The sequence below is a fragment of the Bacillus sp. CH140a_4T genome (assembly GCF_008923725.1).
In the GTDB taxonomy this organism is placed as follows: domain Bacteria; phylum Bacillota; class Bacilli; order Bacillales; family Bacillaceae_G; genus Bacillus_A.
This window is the reverse complement of the sequence record NZ_WBPF01000012.1, coordinates 24,816-44,212: the sequence shown is the minus strand read 5'-3', so window position 1 is coordinate 44,212 and position 19,397 is coordinate 24,816. Positions and strand designations below refer to the sequence as shown.

Sequence of the window (19,397 nt, the reverse complement as noted above, 5' to 3'; positions counted from 1 at the left end):
GAATGATTGATGCAAAGCAATTAAACAGCTTAGCGTTAGCATACATGGGTGATGCGGTATATGAACAATATATCCGCTATCACCTACTTCAAAAAGGGAAAGTTCGTCCTAATCAATTACATCGATTAGGGACAAGCTTTGTTTCGGCAAAAGCACAGGCGAAAGTTGTTTATCATTTATTAGAGACAGCATTTTTAACAGAGGAAGAAGAGGCGGTACTAAGAAGAGGGCGTAATGCAAATTCAGGTACTGTCCCGAAAAATACTGATGTACAAACATATCGATATAGTACAGCCTTTGAAGCGCTAATTGGCTATCATCACTTATTAAATAATCGTGAAAGATTAGACGAAATTGTATATAAGGCAATTGCTGTTTTAGAAGAAAAGGAAGGGGGCACATCATCATGAGTAGTGAATATATTATCGGACGTAACCCTGTAATTGAAGCGTTACGCTCAGGAAGAGATATTAATAAAATTTGGATCGCGGAAGGTGCTGCCAAAGGACAAATACAAATTGTACTAGCGCTAGCGAAAGAAAATAAGATTATTTTACAACATGCACCAAAGAAGAAGTTAGATCAATTAGTTGAGGGGAACCATCAAGGTGTAATTGCTCAAGTGGCTGCATATCAATATGCTGAGCTAGAAGATCTATTTAAAGTAGCAGAGAAGCGTAACGAGGATCCGTTCTTCTTGATTTTAGATGAAATTGAAGACCCGCATAACCTAGGTTCTATTATGCGTACTGCGGATGCAACAGGAGCTCATGGGATTATTATTCCGAAAAGAAGAGCTGTGGGACTTACTGCATCAGTTGCGAAAGCATCGACTGGAGCAATTGAATATATTCCTGTTGCACGTGTAACGAATTTATCTCGTACAATCGATGAATTAAAAGAACGTGGACTTTGGATTGCTGGTACAGATGCAAAAGGGAAAACGGATTACCGTAATTTAGATGGTAAAATGCCAATCGGATTAGTAATTGGAAGTGAAGGAAAAGGTATGAGTCGTATTATTGGTGAAAAATGTGATTTCCTAATTACTTTACCGATGGTCGGTAAAGTTACATCCTTAAATGCTTCAGTAGCCGCAAGTCTGTTAATGTATGAGGTATATCGTAAGCGTCACGAAATTGGTAAATAAAAAATGAACGATATTTTAATCGTTGACGGTTACAACATTATCGGAGCTTGGGGAGACTTGAAGAAACTACGGGATGTAGATTTGCAATCATCAAGAGATGCACTGATTGATAAGATGGCGGATTACCAAGGTTACACAGGTACAAAGGTAATGATAGTCTTTGATGCTTATACGGTCCAAGGTATTGAAAAAAAGATGAAACAATCGCGTGTGGAAGTCATATTCACGAGGAAGAATCAAACTGCAGATGAAAAGATAGAGCAACTAGCGATTGAGCTTAGAAATATAAATACACAAATATATGTTGCGACTTCTGATTATACGGAACAATGGGTTATATTTGCGCAAGGTGCTCTTCGGAAATCTGCACGTGAATTAGAGTTGGAAGTACAATCGATGGAGCAACAAGTAAGAAGGCGTACACAAGACACAAAAGAAAAACAACCCGCCATGCGAAAGATATTCAGTAAAGATATTACAGAAAAATTAGAAAAATTAAGAAGAGGAGAGCGTTGAGGCATTGACGCTCTTTATCTTTTTACTGTATAATATTGCTAAATAAATAGCGGTCGGAGGGATCAAGGTGGAAGCAGGCTTCGTAAGTGTAGGCGACGTTACATTTCGTGATTTAGAGGATGAGGCAATCGTTGAGTTAGTTCGAAAAGGTAATACTGACGCTCTAGAATATTTGATTCACAAATATAAGAACTTTGTTCGCGCGAAATCAAGATCTTATTTCTTAGTGGGTGCCGATCGAGAAGATATTGTTCAAGAAGGTATGATTGGATTGTTTAAAGCGATTCGTGATTATAAAGAGGACAAGCTTTCTTCATTCAAAGCATTTGCTGAACTGTGTATCACTCGGCAAATTATTACCGCTATTAAAACAGCAACAAGGCAAAAACATATTCCGTTAAATTCGTATGTGTCTCTAGATAAACCGATTTATGATGAGGAATCTGATCGGACATTATTAGATGTTATTTCGGAAGCGAAGGTAACGGATCCTGAAGAAATGATTATAAGCCAGGAAGAATATACAGACATAGAATCTAAAATATCTGAATTATTAAGCGATTTAGAAAGAAAAGTACTTTCTTTATATCTAGATGGTCGTTCTTATCAAGAGATTTCGGAACAGTTAAATAGACATGTGAAATCTATTGATAACGCTTTACAGAGGGTGAAGCGGAAATTGGAACGTTATATGGAAATGAGAGAGAGTACCACTTTAAATTCATAACAAATACTACAGGTGTAAAAAATCACCTGTTTTCTTTTTGTAGAGAGTGCAAAAGGCATGTCATTGACATTGTCTTTTGTTGTATGATACATTTTTAGGGACATAATGTTACAAGGTTGGTGTAACTAATGAGGAAAAAAGTTGTACTCTCATGTGAAGAGTGTAAAAATCGAAACTACTCTACGATGAAAGATACGAGCTCAGTAGAGCGACTTGAAATAAAGAAGTTTTGTAAAACATGCAATCAGCATACAGTTCACAAGGAAACAAAATAAATAATTGAAATAATACACTGGAGGTCCCGTAGATGCGTTTAACGAACTTTTTCGGCGATGTAGGTCGCGAAATGAAAAAAGTAAGTTGGCCTAAAAAAGATGAATTACTCCGTTCAACAGCGACTGTTATCGCTACAGTTGTCTTCTTTGCGATTTTCTTCGCAGTGGTTGATATGGGCATTTCTTCTTTAATTCGGTTAATTCTTGGTTAATTCTTGAATAAGAAGCACTTATCCATGATATAATGTTATTTATAAGAACTGTGTAAAAGCCCGGTGAACGGGTTTTTTCATTTGCGCAAAAAAATGTACGTCAGGGAGGGAAGGACGCTCGTCCTAAATGAATGGAAAAAAGTTGGTATGTTGTCCATACTTATTCTGGATATGAAAATAAAGTAAAAGCAAACCTAGAGAAACGTGTAGAATCAATGGGTATGCAAGATAAAATTTTCCGTGTTGTTGTCCCGGAAGAAGTAGAAGTAGAAATGAAAAACGGTAAAGAAAAATTAATGAAAAGAAAAGTGTTCCCAGGTTATGTATTAGTAGAATTAATCATGACTGATGACTCTTGGTATGTTGTACGTAACACGCCAGGTGTAACTGGGTTCGTTGGTTCTTCTGGTTCTGGATCTAAACCATCACCTCTATTAGAAGAGGAAGTTGTTACCATTATGAAGCATATGGGAATGGATAACGAAGTGGTTGATTTCGACTTTGAACTTCATGAGACAGTGCGTGTAAATGAGGGGCCATTCGCAGATTATACAGGTGCTATTGAAGAAATTGATGTGGAGAAGAAAAAGGTTAGCGTGCTTGTGGACATGTTTGGTCGCGAGACTCCAGTTGAGCTTGACTTCCATCAAATTGAAAAATTATAAAATGAAACTTGAAATGAATTGTAAAAAGTGATAATATCTTTTAAGTCAGTACGTCTTCGTTATCGGAGACGTTTTTTGAAAGATTTTATCCTTACAGATAAAATATGACGTGGGAGGGCAAATCACTGTCCAATTGACCACATCACGGACTTAAGGAGGTGTGTCTCGTGGCTAAAAAGGTAATTAAAATGGTAAAACTTCAAATTCCTGCAGGTAAAGCTAACCCAGCTCCACCAGTTGGTCCAGCATTAGGACAAGCAGGTGTTAACATCATGGGCTTCTGTAAAGAGTTTAACGCTCGTACAGCTGATCAAGCTGGTCTTATCATCCCTGTTGAAATTACGGTATTTGAGGACCGTTCATTCACTTTCATTACTAAAACTCCTCCTGCTGCTGTTCTTCTTAAGAAAGTAGCTGGTATTGAGTCTGGTTCTGGTGAACCAAACCGTAATAAAGTGGCAACTGTTAAGCGTGATAAAGTACGCGAAATCGCTGAAACTAAAATGCCTGACCTAAACGCTGCTAGCGTAGAAGCTGCAATGCGTATGGTTGAAGGTACTGCACGCAGTATGGGCATCGTTATCGAAGACTAATTCGATTTGTTTTTAAAAAAGGTTGCGGGTCTGGAATTCCAATTCGCAACCTTTATTATCGTAAATGATTATCGTTTTTAAATAAATGGGTGGCGCGCATCCTCAGGTTATACCTGGAAATAAGCGTAAACGTGGGAGGTTATTCCGCTAAAACCACATTCGAGGAGGAAATAAAAATGGCTAAAAGAGGTAAAAAGTACGTAGAAGCTGCAAAGCTTGTTGATCGTGCTGCTGCTTACTCTGCAACAGAAGCAGTAGAATTAGTAAAGAAAACAAACACAGCTAAATTTGATGCAACTGTAGAAGCTGCATTCCGTTTAGGTGTTGACCCTAAGAAAGCTGACCAACAAATCCGTGGTGCAGTTGTTCTTCCGCACGGTACTGGTAAAGTACAACGTGTTTTAGTGTTCGCTAAAGGTGAAAAAGCTAAAGAAGCTGAAGCTGCTGGAGCTGACTTCGTAGGCGATGCTGATTACATCGGTAAAATCCAACAAGGTTGGTTCGATTTTGATGTAGTAGTAGCAACTCCTGACATGATGGGTGAAGTTGGTAAACTTGGTCGCGTATTAGGACCTAAAGGTTTAATGCCAAACCCTAAAACTGGAACAGTTACTTTCGATGTAACTAAAGCTGTTAACGAAATCAAAGCTGGTAAAGTTGAATACCGCGTTGATAAAGCTGGTAACATCCACGTTCCAATCGGTAAAGTATCTTTCGAAGATGCTAAATTAGTAGAAAACTTCAGAACAATTGCTGACACTTTACAAAAAGTTAAGCCAGCTGCTGCAAAAGGTACTTACATGAAGAACGTAACAGTTGCTTCTACAATGGGACCTGGCGTACGTGTAGACGTTTCTACATTAGCGTAAATTTTGGAAGTTGACTTCATAAAGAAGTTTTTATATAATCATTTATGTTGTGAATTTAATTAGTGTACCGTAGACAGTAGGTGTCAATAGACTTAATTTCCTACCTAGGTGTTAATATACGAAACGGAATTTTTTTTCTGTGACTATATGCCTCCATGTCTACAAGTTGGGCATGGAGGTTTTTAGTGCACTTTCGGTACATCTTCTATATAATCTACAGGAGGTGTAATAACATGAGCAAAGTAATCGAAACTAAACAACAAGTTGTAACTGAAATCGCGGACAAACTTCGCGAAAGTAAATCTACAATCGTTGTTGACTACCGTGGTTTAACAGTTTCTGAAGTAACAGAATTACGTAAAAACTTACGTGAAGCTGGCGTTGAGTTCAAAGTTTACAAAAACTCTTTAACTCGTCGTGCTGCAGAGTCTGCTGAAATGGCTGAGTTAAACGAATTCTTAACAGGACCAAACGCAATCGCGTTCAGTAACGAGGATGTAGTTGCTCCTGCGAAAGTATTAAACGACTTCGCTACAAAACATGAAGCTTTAGAAATTAAAGCTGGTGTAATCGAAGGTAAACTTGTAACACTTGATGAGGTTAAAGCTATCGCTACTCTTCCATCACGTGAAGGCTTACTTTCTATGCTTCTTAGCGTTCTTCAAGCTCCAATCCGTAACCTTGCACTTGCTACTAAAGCAGTTGCAGAACAAAAGGAAGAGCAAGGCGCTTAATTTTTTAAAAGATAATTACTTGTTATCTATAAAACAATACAAACCTATTTAAGGGAGGATATTTACAATGACTAAAGAACAAATCATTGAAGCAGTTAAATCTATGACTGTATTAGAACTTAACGACTTAGTAAAAGCTATCGAGGAAGAATTCGGCGTAACTGCTGCTGCTCCTGTAGCTGTAGCTGGTGGCGCTGGTGAAGCTGCTGCTGAGAAAACTGAATTTGACGTAGTACTTGCAAGTGCTGGCGCTCAAAAAATCAAAGTTATCAAAGCTGTACGTGAAATCACTGGTCTTGGCTTAAAAGAAGCTAAAGAATTAGTTGACAACACTCCAAAAGCAATCAAAGAAGGCGTTTCTAAAGAGGAAGCTGAAGAAATGAAAGCTAAACTTGAAGAAGTTGGCGCTGCTGTAGAAGTTAAGTAATTAACTTTTGATGCTTTAAAAAAAGCTCGCTCTCATGCGAGCTTTTTTTTTAACTGTAAAGAAAAGAGGTGGCCATATGGCAGACCATTATTTTTCTAACGACCCTTCTAGTAAAAGTGATCGTAAGCGATGGGAATTTACACTTCGTGGATCTCAATTTACTTTCTTATCTGACCGTGGGGTGTTCTCGAAAAACGAAGTGGACTTTGGTTCTCGTCTTTTAATTGAAGCGTTTCAAGTGCCAGATATTAAAGGTGATATATTAGACGTAGGTTGTGGATATGGACCAATTGGTTTATCGTTGGCGAAAGAGTTTCAAGACCGTAAAGTTCACATGGTGGATGTGAATGAAAGGGCGCTTGAGCTTGCGAAAGAAAATGCCGCTAACAATAGAATTGGAAATGTACACATTTTTCAAAGTAGCGTCTATGAAAATGTAGATGGTATGTATGCTGCTATTCTATCTAATCCTCCAATTCGTGCAGGTAAAGATATCGTGCATGAGATTTTAGAAAAGGCTGTAGAGTATTTAGTTCCAGGTGGAGAGTTGTGGATTGTTATTCAAAAGAAGCAAGGCGCACCATCTGCACTGAAGAAACTAGAGGAAGTATTTTCTGAAGTCGAAGTTGTAGAAAAGAAAAAAGGATATTATATCATAAAATCAAAAAAACGTTGACGGTTATTTTTGGCTATGTTAACATTATACAATGCCAATATATGATTTTCTGCGTTGAGAAAGATGTATATTTTTGTTTCTCTTGGAAAAGATAGTAAAATCAGCAGATTATGAAACAGAATGATGGTTTTCTTATAGAAGCCATTTTTCTTTTTTGAGCAGGTAGAAAGACTCAACGTATTTATCTTTAAGAGAAAAAAACTACGCTAACAGCAGTAGTTGTATTTATTTGTGATTTTGCACAAATTTTTTTGTGCATTTATAATACTCATGATTTGAGGGGTGAAGCAGTTGACAGGTCAACTAGTTCAATACGGACGCCACCGCCAACGAAGAAGTTATGCCCGTATTAGTGAAGTATTAGAGTTACCAAATCTTATCGAAATTCAAACCTCTTCTTATCAGTGGTTTCTTGATGAGGGTTTGCGAGAAATGTTCCAGGACATTTCTCCGATCGAAGACTTTACGGGAAATCTATCGCTTGAATTTATCGACTACAGCTTAGGTGAACCTAAATACTCTGTAGACGAATGCAAAGAGCGTGATGTGACGTATGCAGCACCACTTCGTGTAAAAGTGCGTCTAATCAACAAGGAAACTGGTGAAGTAAAAGAACAAGATGTGTTCATGGGAGATTTCCCACTCATGACAGAGACTGGAACATTCGTAATTAACGGTGCAGAACGTGTTATCGTTTCCCAGTTAGTTCGCTCTCCAAGCGTATACTATAGTGGCAAAGTGGATAAAAACGGAAAACGTGGTTTTACTGCTACTGTAATTCCAAACCGCGGAGCTTGGTTAGAGTATGAAACAGATGCTAAGGATGTTGTATATGTGCGTATTGACCGTACGCGTAAACTTCCTGTAACTGTTTTGTTACGCGCATTAGGGTTTGGCTCTGATCAAGAAATCACCGAGCTTTTAGGTGATAACGAATACTTAAGCAACACATTAGAAAAAGACAACACAGATAGCACAGAGAAAGCATTGCTTGAAATTTATGAGCGTCTACGCCCTGGTGAACCACCAACAGTAGAAAATGCTAAGAGCTTACTTGTGTCTCGTTTCTTCGATCCAAAGCGCTACGATTTAGCAAATGTAGGTCGCTATAAGATCAACAAGAAGTTACACATTAAAAACAGATTGTTTAATCAACGTTTAGCTGAAACATTAGTGGATCCAGAAACTGGTGAAATTTTAGCGGCGGAAGGAACAATCTTAGATCGTCGTACACTTGATCGCATTTTACCTTACTTAGAGAAAAACATTGGATTCAAAACAGCGAAACCAATGGGTGGAGTGGTAGAAGGCGATGTTGAGCTGCAATCTATTAAGATTTATGCTCCTGAGTCAGAAGGCGAACGCGTAATTAATGTAATTGGTAATGCAAATATTACTCGTGATGTAAAACACATCACACCAGGTGATATCCTTGCTTCTATCAGTTACTTCTTCAACCTACTATACAAAGTAGGGGATACAGATGATATCGACCATTTAGGAAACCGTCGTCTGCGTTCTGTTGGAGAACTATTACAAAATCAATTCCGTATCGGTCTTTCTCGTATGGAACGTGTTGTTCGTGAGAGAATGTCGATTCAAGATACAAATGCAATTACACCACAGGCGCTAATTAACATTCGCCCGGTTATTGCATCTATTAAAGAGTTCTTCGGAAGTTCTCAGTTATCTCAGTTCATGGACCAAACAAACCCATTAGCAGAGTTAACTCACAAACGAAGACTATCTGCATTAGGACCCGGTGGTTTAACGCGTGAGCGCGCAGGCTTTGAAGTACGTGACGTTCACTACTCTCACTATGGTCGTATGTGTCCGATTGAAACACCAGAGGGACCAAACATCGGTTTGATTAACTCATTATCATCGTTCGCGAAAGTAAATGAGTTTGGTTTCATTGAAACACCATACCGTCGTGTTGATCCAGAATCTGGTCTTGTAACAGGGCAGGTTGATTACTTAACAGCAGATGAAGAAGATAATTATGTTGTAGCCCAAGCGAATATGAAATTATCTGAAGAAGGAGAATTCCTTAGCGAAGATATCGTAGCTCGTTTCCGTGGTGAAAACATTGTCACAAATAAAGAACGCATCGACTACATGGATGTATCTCCAAAACAAGTAGTGTCGGCAGCGACAGCTTGTATTCCGTTCTTAGAAAACGATGACTCTAACCGCGCACTTATGGGAGCGAACATGCAACGTCAGGCGGTTCCGTTAATGAATCCGGAATCTCCGATTGTAGGTACAGGTATGGAGTACGTATCAGCAAAAGACTCAGGTGCTGCAGTAATCTGTAAACATCCTGGTGTTGTTGAACGCGTAGAAGCACGTGAAGTTTGGGTACGTCGCTATGTAGAAGTTGACGGTCAAACAGTAAAAGGCGACTTAGATCGCTACAAAATGCAAAAATTCATTCGTTCTAACCAAGGAACTTGCTACAACCAACGTCCGATCGTAAGTGTTGGAAATGAAGTTGTAAAAGGTGAGATTCTTGCGGATGGTCCTTCTATGGAATTAGGTGAACTAGCACTTGGACGTAACGTGCTTGTTGGCTTCATGACTTGGGACGGTTATAACTACGAGGATGCGATCATTATGAGTGAGCGCCTTGTAAAAGATGATGTGTACACTTCTATTCATATTGAAGAATATGAGTCAGAAGCTCGTGATACGAAGCTTGGACCAGAAGAAATTACACGTGACATTCCAAACGTTGGGGAAGATGCATTACGCAACCTTGACGAGCGCGGTATCATTCGCGTTGGTGCGGAAGTAAAAGATGGAGATTTACTTGTTGGTAAAGTAACACCTAAAGGTGTAACAGAATTAACAGCTGAAGAACGTCTATTACATGCTATCTTTGGAGAAAAAGCACGTGAAGTACGTGATACATCACTACGTGTACCACACGGTGGTGGCGGTATTATCTTAGACGTAAAAGTATTCAACCGTGAAGATGGCGATGAATTGCCACCAGGCGTGAATCAACTTGTACGTGCATATATCGTTCAAAAACGTAAAATCTCTGAAGGTGACAAGATGGCCGGACGTCACGGTAACAAAGGTGTTATCTCTCGTATTTTACCGGAAGAAGATATGCCTTACTTACCAGACGGTACGCCAATCGATATCATGTTAAACCCATTAGGGGTACCATCTCGTATGAATATCGGTCAGGTATTAGAGCTTCATCTTGGTATGGCAGCAAGATACCTTGGTATTCACATTGCAACACCAGTATTCGATGGTGCTCGTGAGGAAGATGTTTGGGGCACGATTGAAGAAGCTGGTATGGCAAATGACGCGAAAACAATCCTGTATGACGGACGTACTGGTGAACCATTCGATAACCGCGTATCTGTTGGTGTCATGTATATGATCAAACTTGCGCACATGGTTGACGATAAACTTCATGCTCGTTCTACTGGACCATACTCACTTGTAACGCAGCAGCCTCTTGGAGGTAAAGCTCAGTTCGGTGGACAGCGTTTCGGTGAGATGGAGGTTTGGGCACTTGAAGCTTACGGTGCTGCTTATACTCTTCAAGAAATCTTAACAGTGAAGTCTGATGATGTTGTTGGACGTGTTAAGACGTATGAAGCAATTGTTAAAGGTGAAAATGTTCCAGAACCAGGCGTTCCTGAATCATTCAAAGTATTGATTAAAGAGCTGCAAAGTTTAGGTATGGACGTTAAAATGATGTCTAGCGACGATAAAGAAATCGAAATGCGTGATACAGAAGATGACGATGATCATCAATCAGCAGATAAATTGAATGTCGAAGTTGAGACAACTAAAGAATAATTGGGATAACCTGTAGACTAAAAGGGAGGTAGGCCCCTTGATAGATGTAAATAACTTTGAATATATGAAGATTGGACTTGCTTCACCTGACAAGATTCGTTCTTGGTCATACGGTGAAGTTAAGAAACCAGAAACAATTAACTATCGTACGTTAAAGCCTGAAAAAGATGGCTTGTTCTGTGAGCGTATTTTCGGACCACAAAAGGACTGGGAATGTCATTGCGGAAAATACAAACGTGTACGTTATAAAGGTGTAGTTTGTGATCGATGTGGCGTTGAAGTAACGCGTGCAAAAGTTCGTCGTGAACGTATGGGTCATATCGAATTAGCTGCTCCTGTATCTCATATTTGGTATTTCAAAGGTATCCCGAGCCGCATGGGACTTGTCTTAGACATGTCCCCTCGCGCGCTTGAAGAAGTAATTTATTTCGCTTCTTATGTTGTAACAGAAAGTGGAGATACACCACTTGATAAGAAGCAATTACTTTCTGAAAAAGAATACCGTGCATATCGTGATCGATATGGTAGCACATTCCAAGCTGCTATGGGTGCAGAAGCGATTAAAAAGCTACTACAAGACATCGATTTAGATAAAGAAGTAGACTTCTTAAAAGAAGAATTAAAAACAGCACAAGGACAACGCCGTACTCGTGCTATTAAACGTCTAGAAGTATTAGAAGCATTCCGTAACTCTGGAAATCACCCATCTTGGATGATCCTAGATGTTCTTCCAGTTATCCCGCCAGAACTACGCCCAATGGTACAGTTGGATGGTGGACGTTTTGCTACTTCTGACTTAAATGACTTATACCGTCGTGTAATTAACCGTAATAATCGTTTAAAACGTCTATTGGACTTAGGTGCACCAAGCATCATCGTTCAAAACGAAAAACGTATGTTACAAGAAGCTGTAGACGCATTAATCGATAATGGTCGCCGTGGCCGTCCAGTTACTGGACCAGGTAACCGTCCATTAAAATCACTATCTCACATGCTTAAAGGTAAACAAGGACGTTTCCGTCAAAACTTATTAGGTAAACGTGTTGACTACTCTGGCCGTTCAGTAATCGTTGTAGGACCGAACTTAAAGATGTACCAATGTGGATTACCGAAAGAAATGGCGCTTGAATTGTTTAAGCCTTTCGTTATGAAAGAGTTAGTTGGAAAAGGTTTAGCACACAACATTAAGAGTGCTAAACGTAAAATCGAGCGTGTACAACCTGAAGTTTGGGACGTTTTAGAATCTGTGATCAAAGAGCATCCAGTACTTCTAAACCGCGCACCAACACTTCACCGTCTTGGTATCCAGGCGTTTGAACCTACATTAGTAGAAGGTCGCGCAATTCGTCTTCACCCACTTGTATGTACTGCATACAACGCGGACTTTGACGGTGACCAAATGGCGGTTCACGTACCGTTATCATCAGAGGCACAAGCAGAAGCTCGTATTCTTATGTTAGCGGCACAAAACATCTTGAATCCAAAAGACGGAAAACCAGTTGTTACTCCATCTCAGGATATGGTATTAGGTAACTACTACTTAACACTTGAGCGTGAAGGCGCAATCGGTGAAGGTATGGTCTTCAAAGATGCAAACGAAGCAATACTTGCATACCAAAATGGATATGTACATCTGCACACACGTGTTGCAGTTGCTGCAAGCTCAGTAAATAATGTAACATTTACTGAAGAGCAGAAAGGTAAGCTTCTATTAACAACAGTTGGTAAATTAATATTTAACGAAATCTTACCAGAGTCGTTCCCTTATATTAATGAACCGACAAACTCAAACCTTGAAAAAGAAACACCAGCGGAGTATTTCGTTGAAAAAGGTGCGAACATTAAAGAAATTATTGCTAGTCGCGAAGAAGTGGCGCCATTTAGCAAGAAAATCCTTGGTAACATCATTGCGGAAGTATTTAAACGTTTCCAAATTACGGAAACATCTCGCATGCTTGACCGCATGAAAAACTTAGGATTTAAGTACTCTACAAAAGCTGGTATTACAGTTGGGGTATCTGACATTCTTGTATTAGGCGAAAAAGATGAAATTCTCCATGAAGCACAAGCAAAAGTAGATAATGTAATTAAACAATTCCGTCGCGGTTTAATCACGGAAGAAGAACGTTACGATCGTGTTATCTCTATTTGGAGTAATGCAAAAGATGTTATCCAAGGAAAACTGATGAAATCCTTGAATAAACGCAACCCAATCTTCATGATGAGTGATTCCGGTGCCCGTGGTAACGCATCGAACTTTACTCAGCTTGCTGGTATGCGTGGTCTGATGGCCAATCCATCTGGTCGTATTATCGAACTTCCAATTAAATCAAGTTTCCGTGAAGGTTTAACAGTACTTGAGTACTTCATCTCTACGCATGGTGCGCGTAAAGGTCTTGCCGATACAGCACTTAAAACTGCCGATTCTGGTTACTTAACACGTCGTCTTGTAGACGTTGCACAAGATGTAATTGTCCGTGAAGATGATTGTGGAACAGATCGTGGTCTATTAATTGGTGCGATTAAAGAGGGTAATGAAGTAATTGAGTCATTATATGATCGTCTTGTTGGACGTTTTGCAAGAAAAACTGTAAAACATCCTGAAACAGGTGAAGTATTAGTTAGTGAAAACCAACTAATTACTGAAGATATCGCTCATATCGTTGAAAATTCGGGTGTTGAAACTGTAAACATTCGTTCAGCGTTCACGTGTAACACTCGCCACGGTGTATGTAAGAAGTGTTACGGTCGTAACTTAGCAACTGGTACAGACGTAGAAGTAGGAGAAGCGGTAGGTATTATCGCAGCTCAATCTATCGGTGAGCCAGGTACACAGTTAACGATGCGTACGTTCCATACAGGTGGGGTTGCCGGAGATGATATCACTCAAGGTTTACCTCGTATCCAAGAGATCTTCGAAGCTCGTAACCCGAAAGGTCAGGCAGTTATCAGTGAAATCGATGGTGTTATCGCAGCGATCAACGATGTTAAAGATCGCCAAGAAGTAGTTGTACAGGGTGAAGTTGAAGCTCGTACGTATGCTATTCCTTACGGTGCGCGTCTGAAAGTAACTCTAGGACAGCCAATTAGCCACGGTAAAGAGTTAACAGAAGGTTCTATTGATCCGAAAGAATTACTAAAAGTAACGGACATTACGGCGGTTCAAGAATACTTACTACGTGAAGTTCAAAAAGTATACCGTATGCAAGGGGTAGAAATTGGTGACAAACACGTAGAAGTAATGGTACGTCAAATGTTACGTAAAGTTCGTGTAAGTGATGCGGGTGAAACAGATGTATTACCAGGAACACTACTAGATATCCATCAGTTTACTGATGCGAATGCGAAGGTGTTACTGAAAGGTAAACAACCAGCAACGGCTAGGCCTGTTCTACTCGGTATTACAAAAGCTTCACTTGAAACTGATTCATTCTTATCTGCAGCATCGTTCCAAGAAACGACACGTGTCTTAACTGATGCAGCGATTAAGGGTAAACGCGATGAGCTTCTGGGATTGAAAGAAAATGTTATTATCGGTAAACTTGTTCCTGCTGGAACAGGTATGAATCGTTATCGCAAAGTGGACCTTGTAAAAACAACACAAGGTGACATGAATGTAGAAAACGATGAAGTTTATGTGGAACAGTAAAATTTTCCGTCGTAAATTTTGTATAAAAACAGTTAATCCTAGTTGACATTGTATGAGTCAAAATGTTACTATAATCAAGGTTGCTCCTGAACGATGCTTTGGAGGATATTTATATGTCTTATCAAAAAGTGTCAAATGCTGAAAATGTAGTCGTTGGTCATAAACGCACATTGGAGGCAATCAAAAATGGTATAGTTAAAGAAGTTGTTATTGCGGAAGATGCTGATATGCGGTTAACCCATATGATTATTCGTACCGCCTTGCAACATAACATACCCATAACCAAAGTTGAATCAGTTCGTAAGCTTGGAAAAGTTTCGGGGATTCAAGTGGGAGCTTCAGCAATAGGAATAATAAGTTAAAACTGTTTTTGTGAGGAGAGAGCATTTGCTCTCCCTTGCAAAAACTTTGTTTTCAACTAATAATGAACCACCTGGATATGTGGTCATACAAACATGCGAAGGGAGGATAATCAAATGCCTACTATTAACCAATTAGTGAGAAATGGTCGTACTGATAAAGTATGGAAATCTAAATCACCTGCGTTAAACAAAGGGTTCAACTCTTTAAAGAAAAAATCAACTGATATCTCTGCACCTCAAAAACGTGGTGTATGTACTCGTGTTGGTACAATGACTCCAAAGAAACCTAACTCAGCGTTACGTAAATACGCTCGTGTACGTTTAACAAACGGTATCGAGGTTACAGCTTACATCCCAGGTATCGGTCATAACCTACAAGAGCATAGCGTAGTATTAATTCGCGGTGGTCGAGTAAAGGATTTACCAGGGGTACGTTACCACATCGTTCGTGGTGCGCTTGATACAGCTGGTGTTGACAAACGTATGCAAGGACGTTCTAAATATGGTACTAAGCGACCAAAACCTGCTAAAAAATAATAAACTTATAATGAAAGGAGGAACTCAATATGCCTCGTAAAGGACCTGTTGCGAAACGTGACGTGTTACCAGATCCAATGTACAAGTCTAAGCTAGTAACACGCCTTATCAACAAAATGATGGTTGACGGTAAAAAAGGTAAATCTCAAACAATTCTTTATAACGCTTTCGATATCGTTCGTGAACGTTCAGATAAAGACCCTATGGAAGTATTCGAGCAAGCTCTTAAGAACATCATGCCTGTTCTTGAAGTACGTGCTCGTCGTGTTGGTGGTGCTAACTACCAAGTTCCAGTTGAGGTTCGTCCAGAACGCCGTACAACTTTAGGTCTTCGCTGGTTAGTAAACTATGCTCGTCTTCGTGGTGAAAAAACTATGGAAGAGCGTCTAGCTTACGAAATCTTAGATGCAGCTAACAACGCTGGTGCATCTGTTAAGAAACGTGAAGACACTCATAAAATGGCAGAAGCTAACAAAGCATTTGCTCATTACCGTTGGTAGGATTCAACGTAAAATAAATGTAAGCATAAACCGCTTTATTTGTCGCTTATGGAAGTGTGGAGAGGGAGAATGCCTCTCCCTTTCGTTGGGCGCTCGTTTTACATAATGAGGGTACTGGACATACTGACATGTGTAACAATATAAAGTGGCTTTTTTGCTACTTAAAATAAAAAAATCCAATCCATATATGGAAGGAGCAAGACACCAAATGACAAGAGAGTTCTCTTTAGAAAACACTCGTAATATTGGTATCATGGCTCACATCGATGCTGGTAAAACAACAGCAACTGAGCGTATTCTGTATTATACAGGACGTATTCATAAAATCGGTGAAACTCATGAAGGTGCATCTCAGATGGACTGGATGGAGCAAGAGCAAGAGCGTGGTATCACAATTACTTCTGCTGCAACTACAGCTCAATGGAAAGGTCACCGTGTAAACATCATTGACACTCCAGGACACGTAGACTTCACAGTAGAAGTAGAACGTTCTTTACGCGTACTTGATGGTGCGGTAGCAGTACTTGATGCACAATCTGGTGTAGAACCACAAACAGAAACTGTTTGGCGTCAGGCTACTACTTACGGTGTACCTCGTATCGTATTCGTTAACAAAATGGATAAGATTGGTGCAGATTTCTTATACTCTGTAGGAACAATCCACGATCGTTTACAAGCAAACGCACACCCAATTCAGTTACCAATCGGTGCTGAAGATGAGTTCAATGGTATCATTGACCTTGTTGAAGAATGTGCTTACATGTACGGTAACGATTTAGGAACAGACATCGAGCGTGTTGAAATTCCTGAAGAGCACAAAGAATTAGCTGCAGAATACCGTGGAAAGCTTATTGAAGCGGTAGCTGAGCTTGATGAAGAAATGATGATGAAGTACCTAGAAGGTGAAGAAATCACTGTAGAAGAGCTTAAAGCTGGTATCCGTAAGGCTACAACTTCTGTAGAATTCTTCCCAGTAATCTGTGGTTCTGCATTCAAAAATAAAGGTGTTCAAATTCTGTTAGACGCAGTTATCGACTACCTACCATCTCCATTAGATGTACCAGCTATTAAAGGTACCCTTCCGGATACAGATGAAGAAATCGAACGTAAGTCTAGCGATGAAGAACCATTCGCAGCTTTAGCATTCAAAATCATGACTGACCCTTATGTTGGTAAGTTAACGTTCTTCCGTGTGTATTCTGGTGTGTTAAACTCTGGATCATACGTGAAAAACTCAACTAAAGGTAAGCGTGAGCGTGTAGGTCGTATCCTACAAATGCACGCTAACAGCCGTGAAGAGATTTCAACAGTTTACGCTGGTGATATCGCTGCTGCTGTAGGTTTAAAAGATACTACTACTGGTGATACTCTTTGTGATGAGAAGAGTCTTGTTATCCTTGAGTCTATGGAATTCCCAGAGCCAGTTATCTCTGTAGCTATCGAACCAAAATCTAAGGCTGACCAAGATAAAATGGGTACAGCATTATCTAAGCTTTCTGAAGAAGATCCAACATTCCGTGCTCACACTGACCAAGAAACTGGCCAAACAATCATCGCTGGTATGGGTGAACTTCACCTTGATATCATCGTTGACCGTATGCGCCGTGAATTCAAAGTAGAAGCAAACGTTGGTGCTCCTCAGGTAGCATACCGTGAGACTTTCCGCGCTGCTGCGAAAGTTGAAGGTAAGTTCGCTCGTCAATCTGGTGGTCGTGGACAATTCGGTCACGTTTGGATTGAGTTTGAACCTAATGAAGAAGGTAAAGGTTTTGAATTCCAAAACAAAATCGTCGGCGGTGTAGTTCCACGTGAATACATCCCAGCTGTTGGAGCGGGTCTTGAAGACTCACTTAAAAATGGTGTACTAGCTGGTTATCCACTAGTTGACATCAAAGCTGCGTTAGTTGACGGATCTTACCATGATGTCGATTCATCTGAGATGGCGTTCAAAATCGCTGCATCTATGGCACTTAAAGCTGCGGTTTCTAAATGTAGCCCAGTAATTCTTGAGCCAATGATGAAAGTTGAAGTTGTAATTCCTGAAGAGTACATGGGTGACATTATGGGTGACGTTACATCTCGTCGTGGACGTGTAGAAGGTATGGAAGCTCGCGGTAACGCACAAGTTGTTCGCGCTATGGTTCCACTTTCTGAAATGTTCGGTTATGCAACGGCATTACGTTCTAACACTCAAGGACGCGGAACATTCTCAATGACATTTGATCATTATGAAGAAGTACCGAAGTCTGTTTCTGAAGAAATTATTAAAAAAAATAAAGGTGAATAATTGATTTTTATCGATTGTTCAAGTATAACTACTTATGTAAGCTTAGAAAGTGGGACGTAAGTTTCACTTTCTAGTCTAAATATAAAATAACCTATATAAACTAAGGAGGAATTTAGAATGGCTAAAGCTAAATTCGAACGTTCTAAACCCCATGTTAACATCGGTACAATCGGCCACGTTGACCATGGTAAAACTACATTAACTGCTGCGATCACTACAGTTCTTGCAAAAGCTGGTGGTGCTGAAGCACGCGGATACGATCAAATCGACGCTGCTCCAGAAGAAAGAGAGCGCGGAATCACAATCTCAACTGCACACGTTGAGTACGAAACTGAAACTCGTCACTATGCACACGTTGACTGCCCAGGTCACGCTGACTATGTTAAAAACATGATCACTGGTGCTGCTCAAATGGACGGCGGTATCTTAGTAGTATCTGCTGCTGATGGCCCAATGCCTCAAACACGTGAGCACATTCTTCTTTCTCGTCAAGTAGGTGTTCCTTACATCGTTGTATTCTTAAACAAATGCGACATGGTAGATGACGAAGAATTATTAGAATTAGTAGAAATGGAAGTTCGCGACCTATTATCTGAATACGGATTCCCAGGCGACGACATTCCTGTAATCAAAGGTTCTGCTCTTAAAGCTCTTCAAGGAGAAGCTGATTGGGAAGCAAAAATCATTGAATTAATGACTGAAGTTGATGCTTACATCCCAACTCCAGAACGTGAAACTGACAAACCATTCTTAATGCCTATCGAGGATGTATTCTCTATCACAGGTCGTGGTACAGTTGCAACTGGTCGTGTAGAGCGCGGAATCGTTAAAGTTGGTGACGTAGTAGAAATCATCGGTCTTGCTGAAGAAAATGCTTCTACAACTGTAACTGGTGTAGAGATGTTCCGTAAACTTCTTGACCAAGCTCAAGCTGGAGACAACATCGGTGCTTTACTTCGTGGGGTTGCTCGTGAAGACATCCAACGTGGACAAGTTCTTGCTAAAACTGGCTCTGTAAAAGCTCACGCTAAATTCAAAGCTGAAGTTTTCGTATTATCTAAAGAAGAAGGTGGACGTCACACTCCATTCTTCGCTAACTACCGTCCTCAGTTCTACTTCCGTACAACTGACGTAACTGGTATCATCCAATTACCAGAAGGTACTGAAATGGTAATGCCTGGTGACAACATCGAAATGACTATCGAACTTATCGCTCCAATCGCTATCGAAGAGGGAACTAAATTCTCTATTCGTGAAGGTGGACGTACAGTAGGTTACGGTGTAGTTGCTACTATCGTTGAGTAATCTTAACTGATATAAAAAACCCCAAGGGATTTTCCCTTGGGGTTTTTGTTTGTAGTTGTATAATGAATGAAATGATTTTTTTTATTTT

The 19,397-nt window shown here is 40.0% G+C and carries 19 protein-coding genes and 1 other annotated feature; all 19 genes read left to right on the top strand.

Going from position 1 to position 19,397, the window contains the following annotated elements; genetic code table 11:
- Positions 1 to 2 precede the first annotated feature (2 nt).
- Complete coding sequence (locus F8162_RS08555; protein WP_000564263.1) at positions 3 to 410, top strand: Mini-ribonuclease 3; 408 nt, start codon at positions 3 to 5, stop codon at positions 408 to 410.
- Positions 407 to 1,150, top strand: a complete 744-nt coding sequence (rlmB, locus tag F8162_RS08550; RefSeq protein ID WP_000093757.1) for a 23S rRNA (guanosine(2251)-2'-O)-methyltransferase RlmB — start codon at positions 407 to 409, stop codon at positions 1,148 to 1,150. The genes F8162_RS08555 and rlmB overlap by 4 nt, the downstream gene beginning before the upstream one ends.
- Before the next feature lie 3 nt (positions 1,151 to 1,153).
- Complete coding sequence (locus F8162_RS08545) at positions 1,154 to 1,666, top strand: NYN domain-containing protein (protein ID WP_151630226.1); 513 nt, start codon at positions 1,154 to 1,156, stop codon at positions 1,664 to 1,666.
- A 67-nt stretch (positions 1,667 to 1,733) separates the two neighbouring features.
- On the top strand, positions 1,734 to 2,393 hold the full coding sequence (locus F8162_RS08540; RefSeq protein ID WP_000387198.1) for an RNA polymerase sporulation sigma factor SigH: 660 nt from the start codon (positions 1,734 to 1,736) through the stop codon (positions 2,391 to 2,393).
- A gap of 128 nt (positions 2,394 to 2,521) precedes the next feature.
- A complete protein-coding gene (rpmG, locus tag F8162_RS08535; RefSeq protein ID WP_002070160.1) occupies positions 2,522 to 2,668 on the top strand; it encodes a 50S ribosomal protein L33 in 147 nt (48 codons plus the stop codon).
- A 32-nt stretch (positions 2,669 to 2,700) separates the two neighbouring features.
- A complete protein-coding gene (gene secE / locus F8162_RS08530; protein WP_001241321.1) occupies positions 2,701 to 2,880 on the top strand; it encodes a preprotein translocase subunit SecE in 180 nt (59 codons plus the stop codon).
- A 131-nt stretch (positions 2,881 to 3,011) separates the two neighbouring features.
- Positions 3,012 to 3,545, top strand: a complete 534-nt coding sequence (nusG, locus tag F8162_RS08525) for a transcription termination/antitermination protein NusG (protein ID WP_000415794.1) — start codon at positions 3,012 to 3,014, stop codon at positions 3,543 to 3,545.
- 167 nt (positions 3,546 to 3,712) lie between these two features.
- The gene (gene rplK / locus F8162_RS08520) at positions 3,713 to 4,138 is read left to right on the top strand and encodes a 50S ribosomal protein L11 (RefSeq protein WP_001085872.1); all 426 of its coding nucleotides are present in this window, start codon (positions 3,713 to 3,715) and stop codon (positions 4,136 to 4,138) included.
- 176 nt (positions 4,139 to 4,314) lie between these two features.
- Complete coding sequence (rplA, locus tag F8162_RS08515; protein ID WP_002020168.1) at positions 4,315 to 5,007, top strand: 50S ribosomal protein L1; 693 nt, start codon at positions 4,315 to 4,317, stop codon at positions 5,005 to 5,007.
- 49 nt (positions 5,008 to 5,056) lie between these two features.
- Positions 5,057 to 5,201: a sequence feature (ribosomal protein L10 leader region), on the top strand.
- A 39-nt stretch (positions 5,202 to 5,240) separates the two neighbouring features.
- On the top strand, positions 5,241 to 5,741 hold the full coding sequence (gene rplJ, locus F8162_RS08510; RefSeq protein ID WP_000048721.1) for a 50S ribosomal protein L10: 501 nt from the start codon (positions 5,241 to 5,243) through the stop codon (positions 5,739 to 5,741).
- 67 nt (positions 5,742 to 5,808) lie between these two features.
- The gene (gene rplL, locus F8162_RS08505; RefSeq protein WP_000159737.1) at positions 5,809 to 6,168 is read left to right on the top strand and encodes a 50S ribosomal protein L7/L12; all 360 of its coding nucleotides are present in this window, start codon (positions 5,809 to 5,811) and stop codon (positions 6,166 to 6,168) included.
- A gap of 76 nt (positions 6,169 to 6,244) precedes the next feature.
- The gene (locus tag F8162_RS08500) at positions 6,245 to 6,844 is read left to right on the top strand and encodes a class I SAM-dependent methyltransferase (protein ID WP_000763283.1); all 600 of its coding nucleotides are present in this window, start codon (positions 6,245 to 6,247) and stop codon (positions 6,842 to 6,844) included.
- Positions 6,845 to 7,135: 291 nt separating this feature from the next.
- Positions 7,136 to 10,669, top strand: a complete 3,534-nt coding sequence (gene rpoB, locus F8162_RS08495) for a DNA-directed RNA polymerase subunit beta (protein ID WP_000147550.1) — start codon at positions 7,136 to 7,138, stop codon at positions 10,667 to 10,669.
- Positions 10,670 to 10,706: 37 nt separating this feature from the next.
- On the top strand, positions 10,707 to 14,318 hold the full coding sequence (gene rpoC / locus F8162_RS08490; RefSeq protein WP_000567948.1) for a DNA-directed RNA polymerase subunit beta': 3,612 nt from the start codon (positions 10,707 to 10,709) through the stop codon (positions 14,316 to 14,318).
- A 113-nt stretch (positions 14,319 to 14,431) separates the two neighbouring features.
- Positions 14,432 to 14,680 (top strand): 50S ribosomal protein L7ae-like protein, encoded by a 249-nt coding sequence (locus F8162_RS08485; protein WP_000121828.1) that lies wholly within the window; start codon positions 14,432 to 14,434, stop codon positions 14,678 to 14,680.
- Between the two features lie 114 nt (positions 14,681 to 14,794).
- Positions 14,795 to 15,217 carry a 30S ribosomal protein S12 gene (gene rpsL / locus F8162_RS08480; RefSeq protein WP_001142341.1) on the top strand — a complete coding sequence of 141 codons (423 nt, stop codon included), beginning with the start codon at positions 14,795 to 14,797 and terminating at the stop codon, positions 15,215 to 15,217.
- 29 nt (positions 15,218 to 15,246) lie between these two features.
- The gene (gene rpsG, locus F8162_RS08475; protein ID WP_001137489.1) at positions 15,247 to 15,717 is read left to right on the top strand and encodes a 30S ribosomal protein S7; all 471 of its coding nucleotides are present in this window, start codon (positions 15,247 to 15,249) and stop codon (positions 15,715 to 15,717) included.
- A gap of 208 nt (positions 15,718 to 15,925) precedes the next feature.
- Positions 15,926 to 18,004, top strand: a complete 2,079-nt coding sequence (fusA, locus tag F8162_RS08470) for an elongation factor G (protein ID WP_000196381.1) — start codon at positions 15,926 to 15,928, stop codon at positions 18,002 to 18,004.
- Between the two features lie 117 nt (positions 18,005 to 18,121).
- Positions 18,122 to 19,309: an elongation factor Tu gene (tuf, locus tag F8162_RS08465; protein WP_001029617.1), complete on the top strand. Its 1,188-nt coding sequence runs from the start codon at positions 18,122 to 18,124 to the stop codon at positions 19,307 to 19,309.
- Positions 19,310 to 19,397 lie beyond the last annotated feature (88 nt).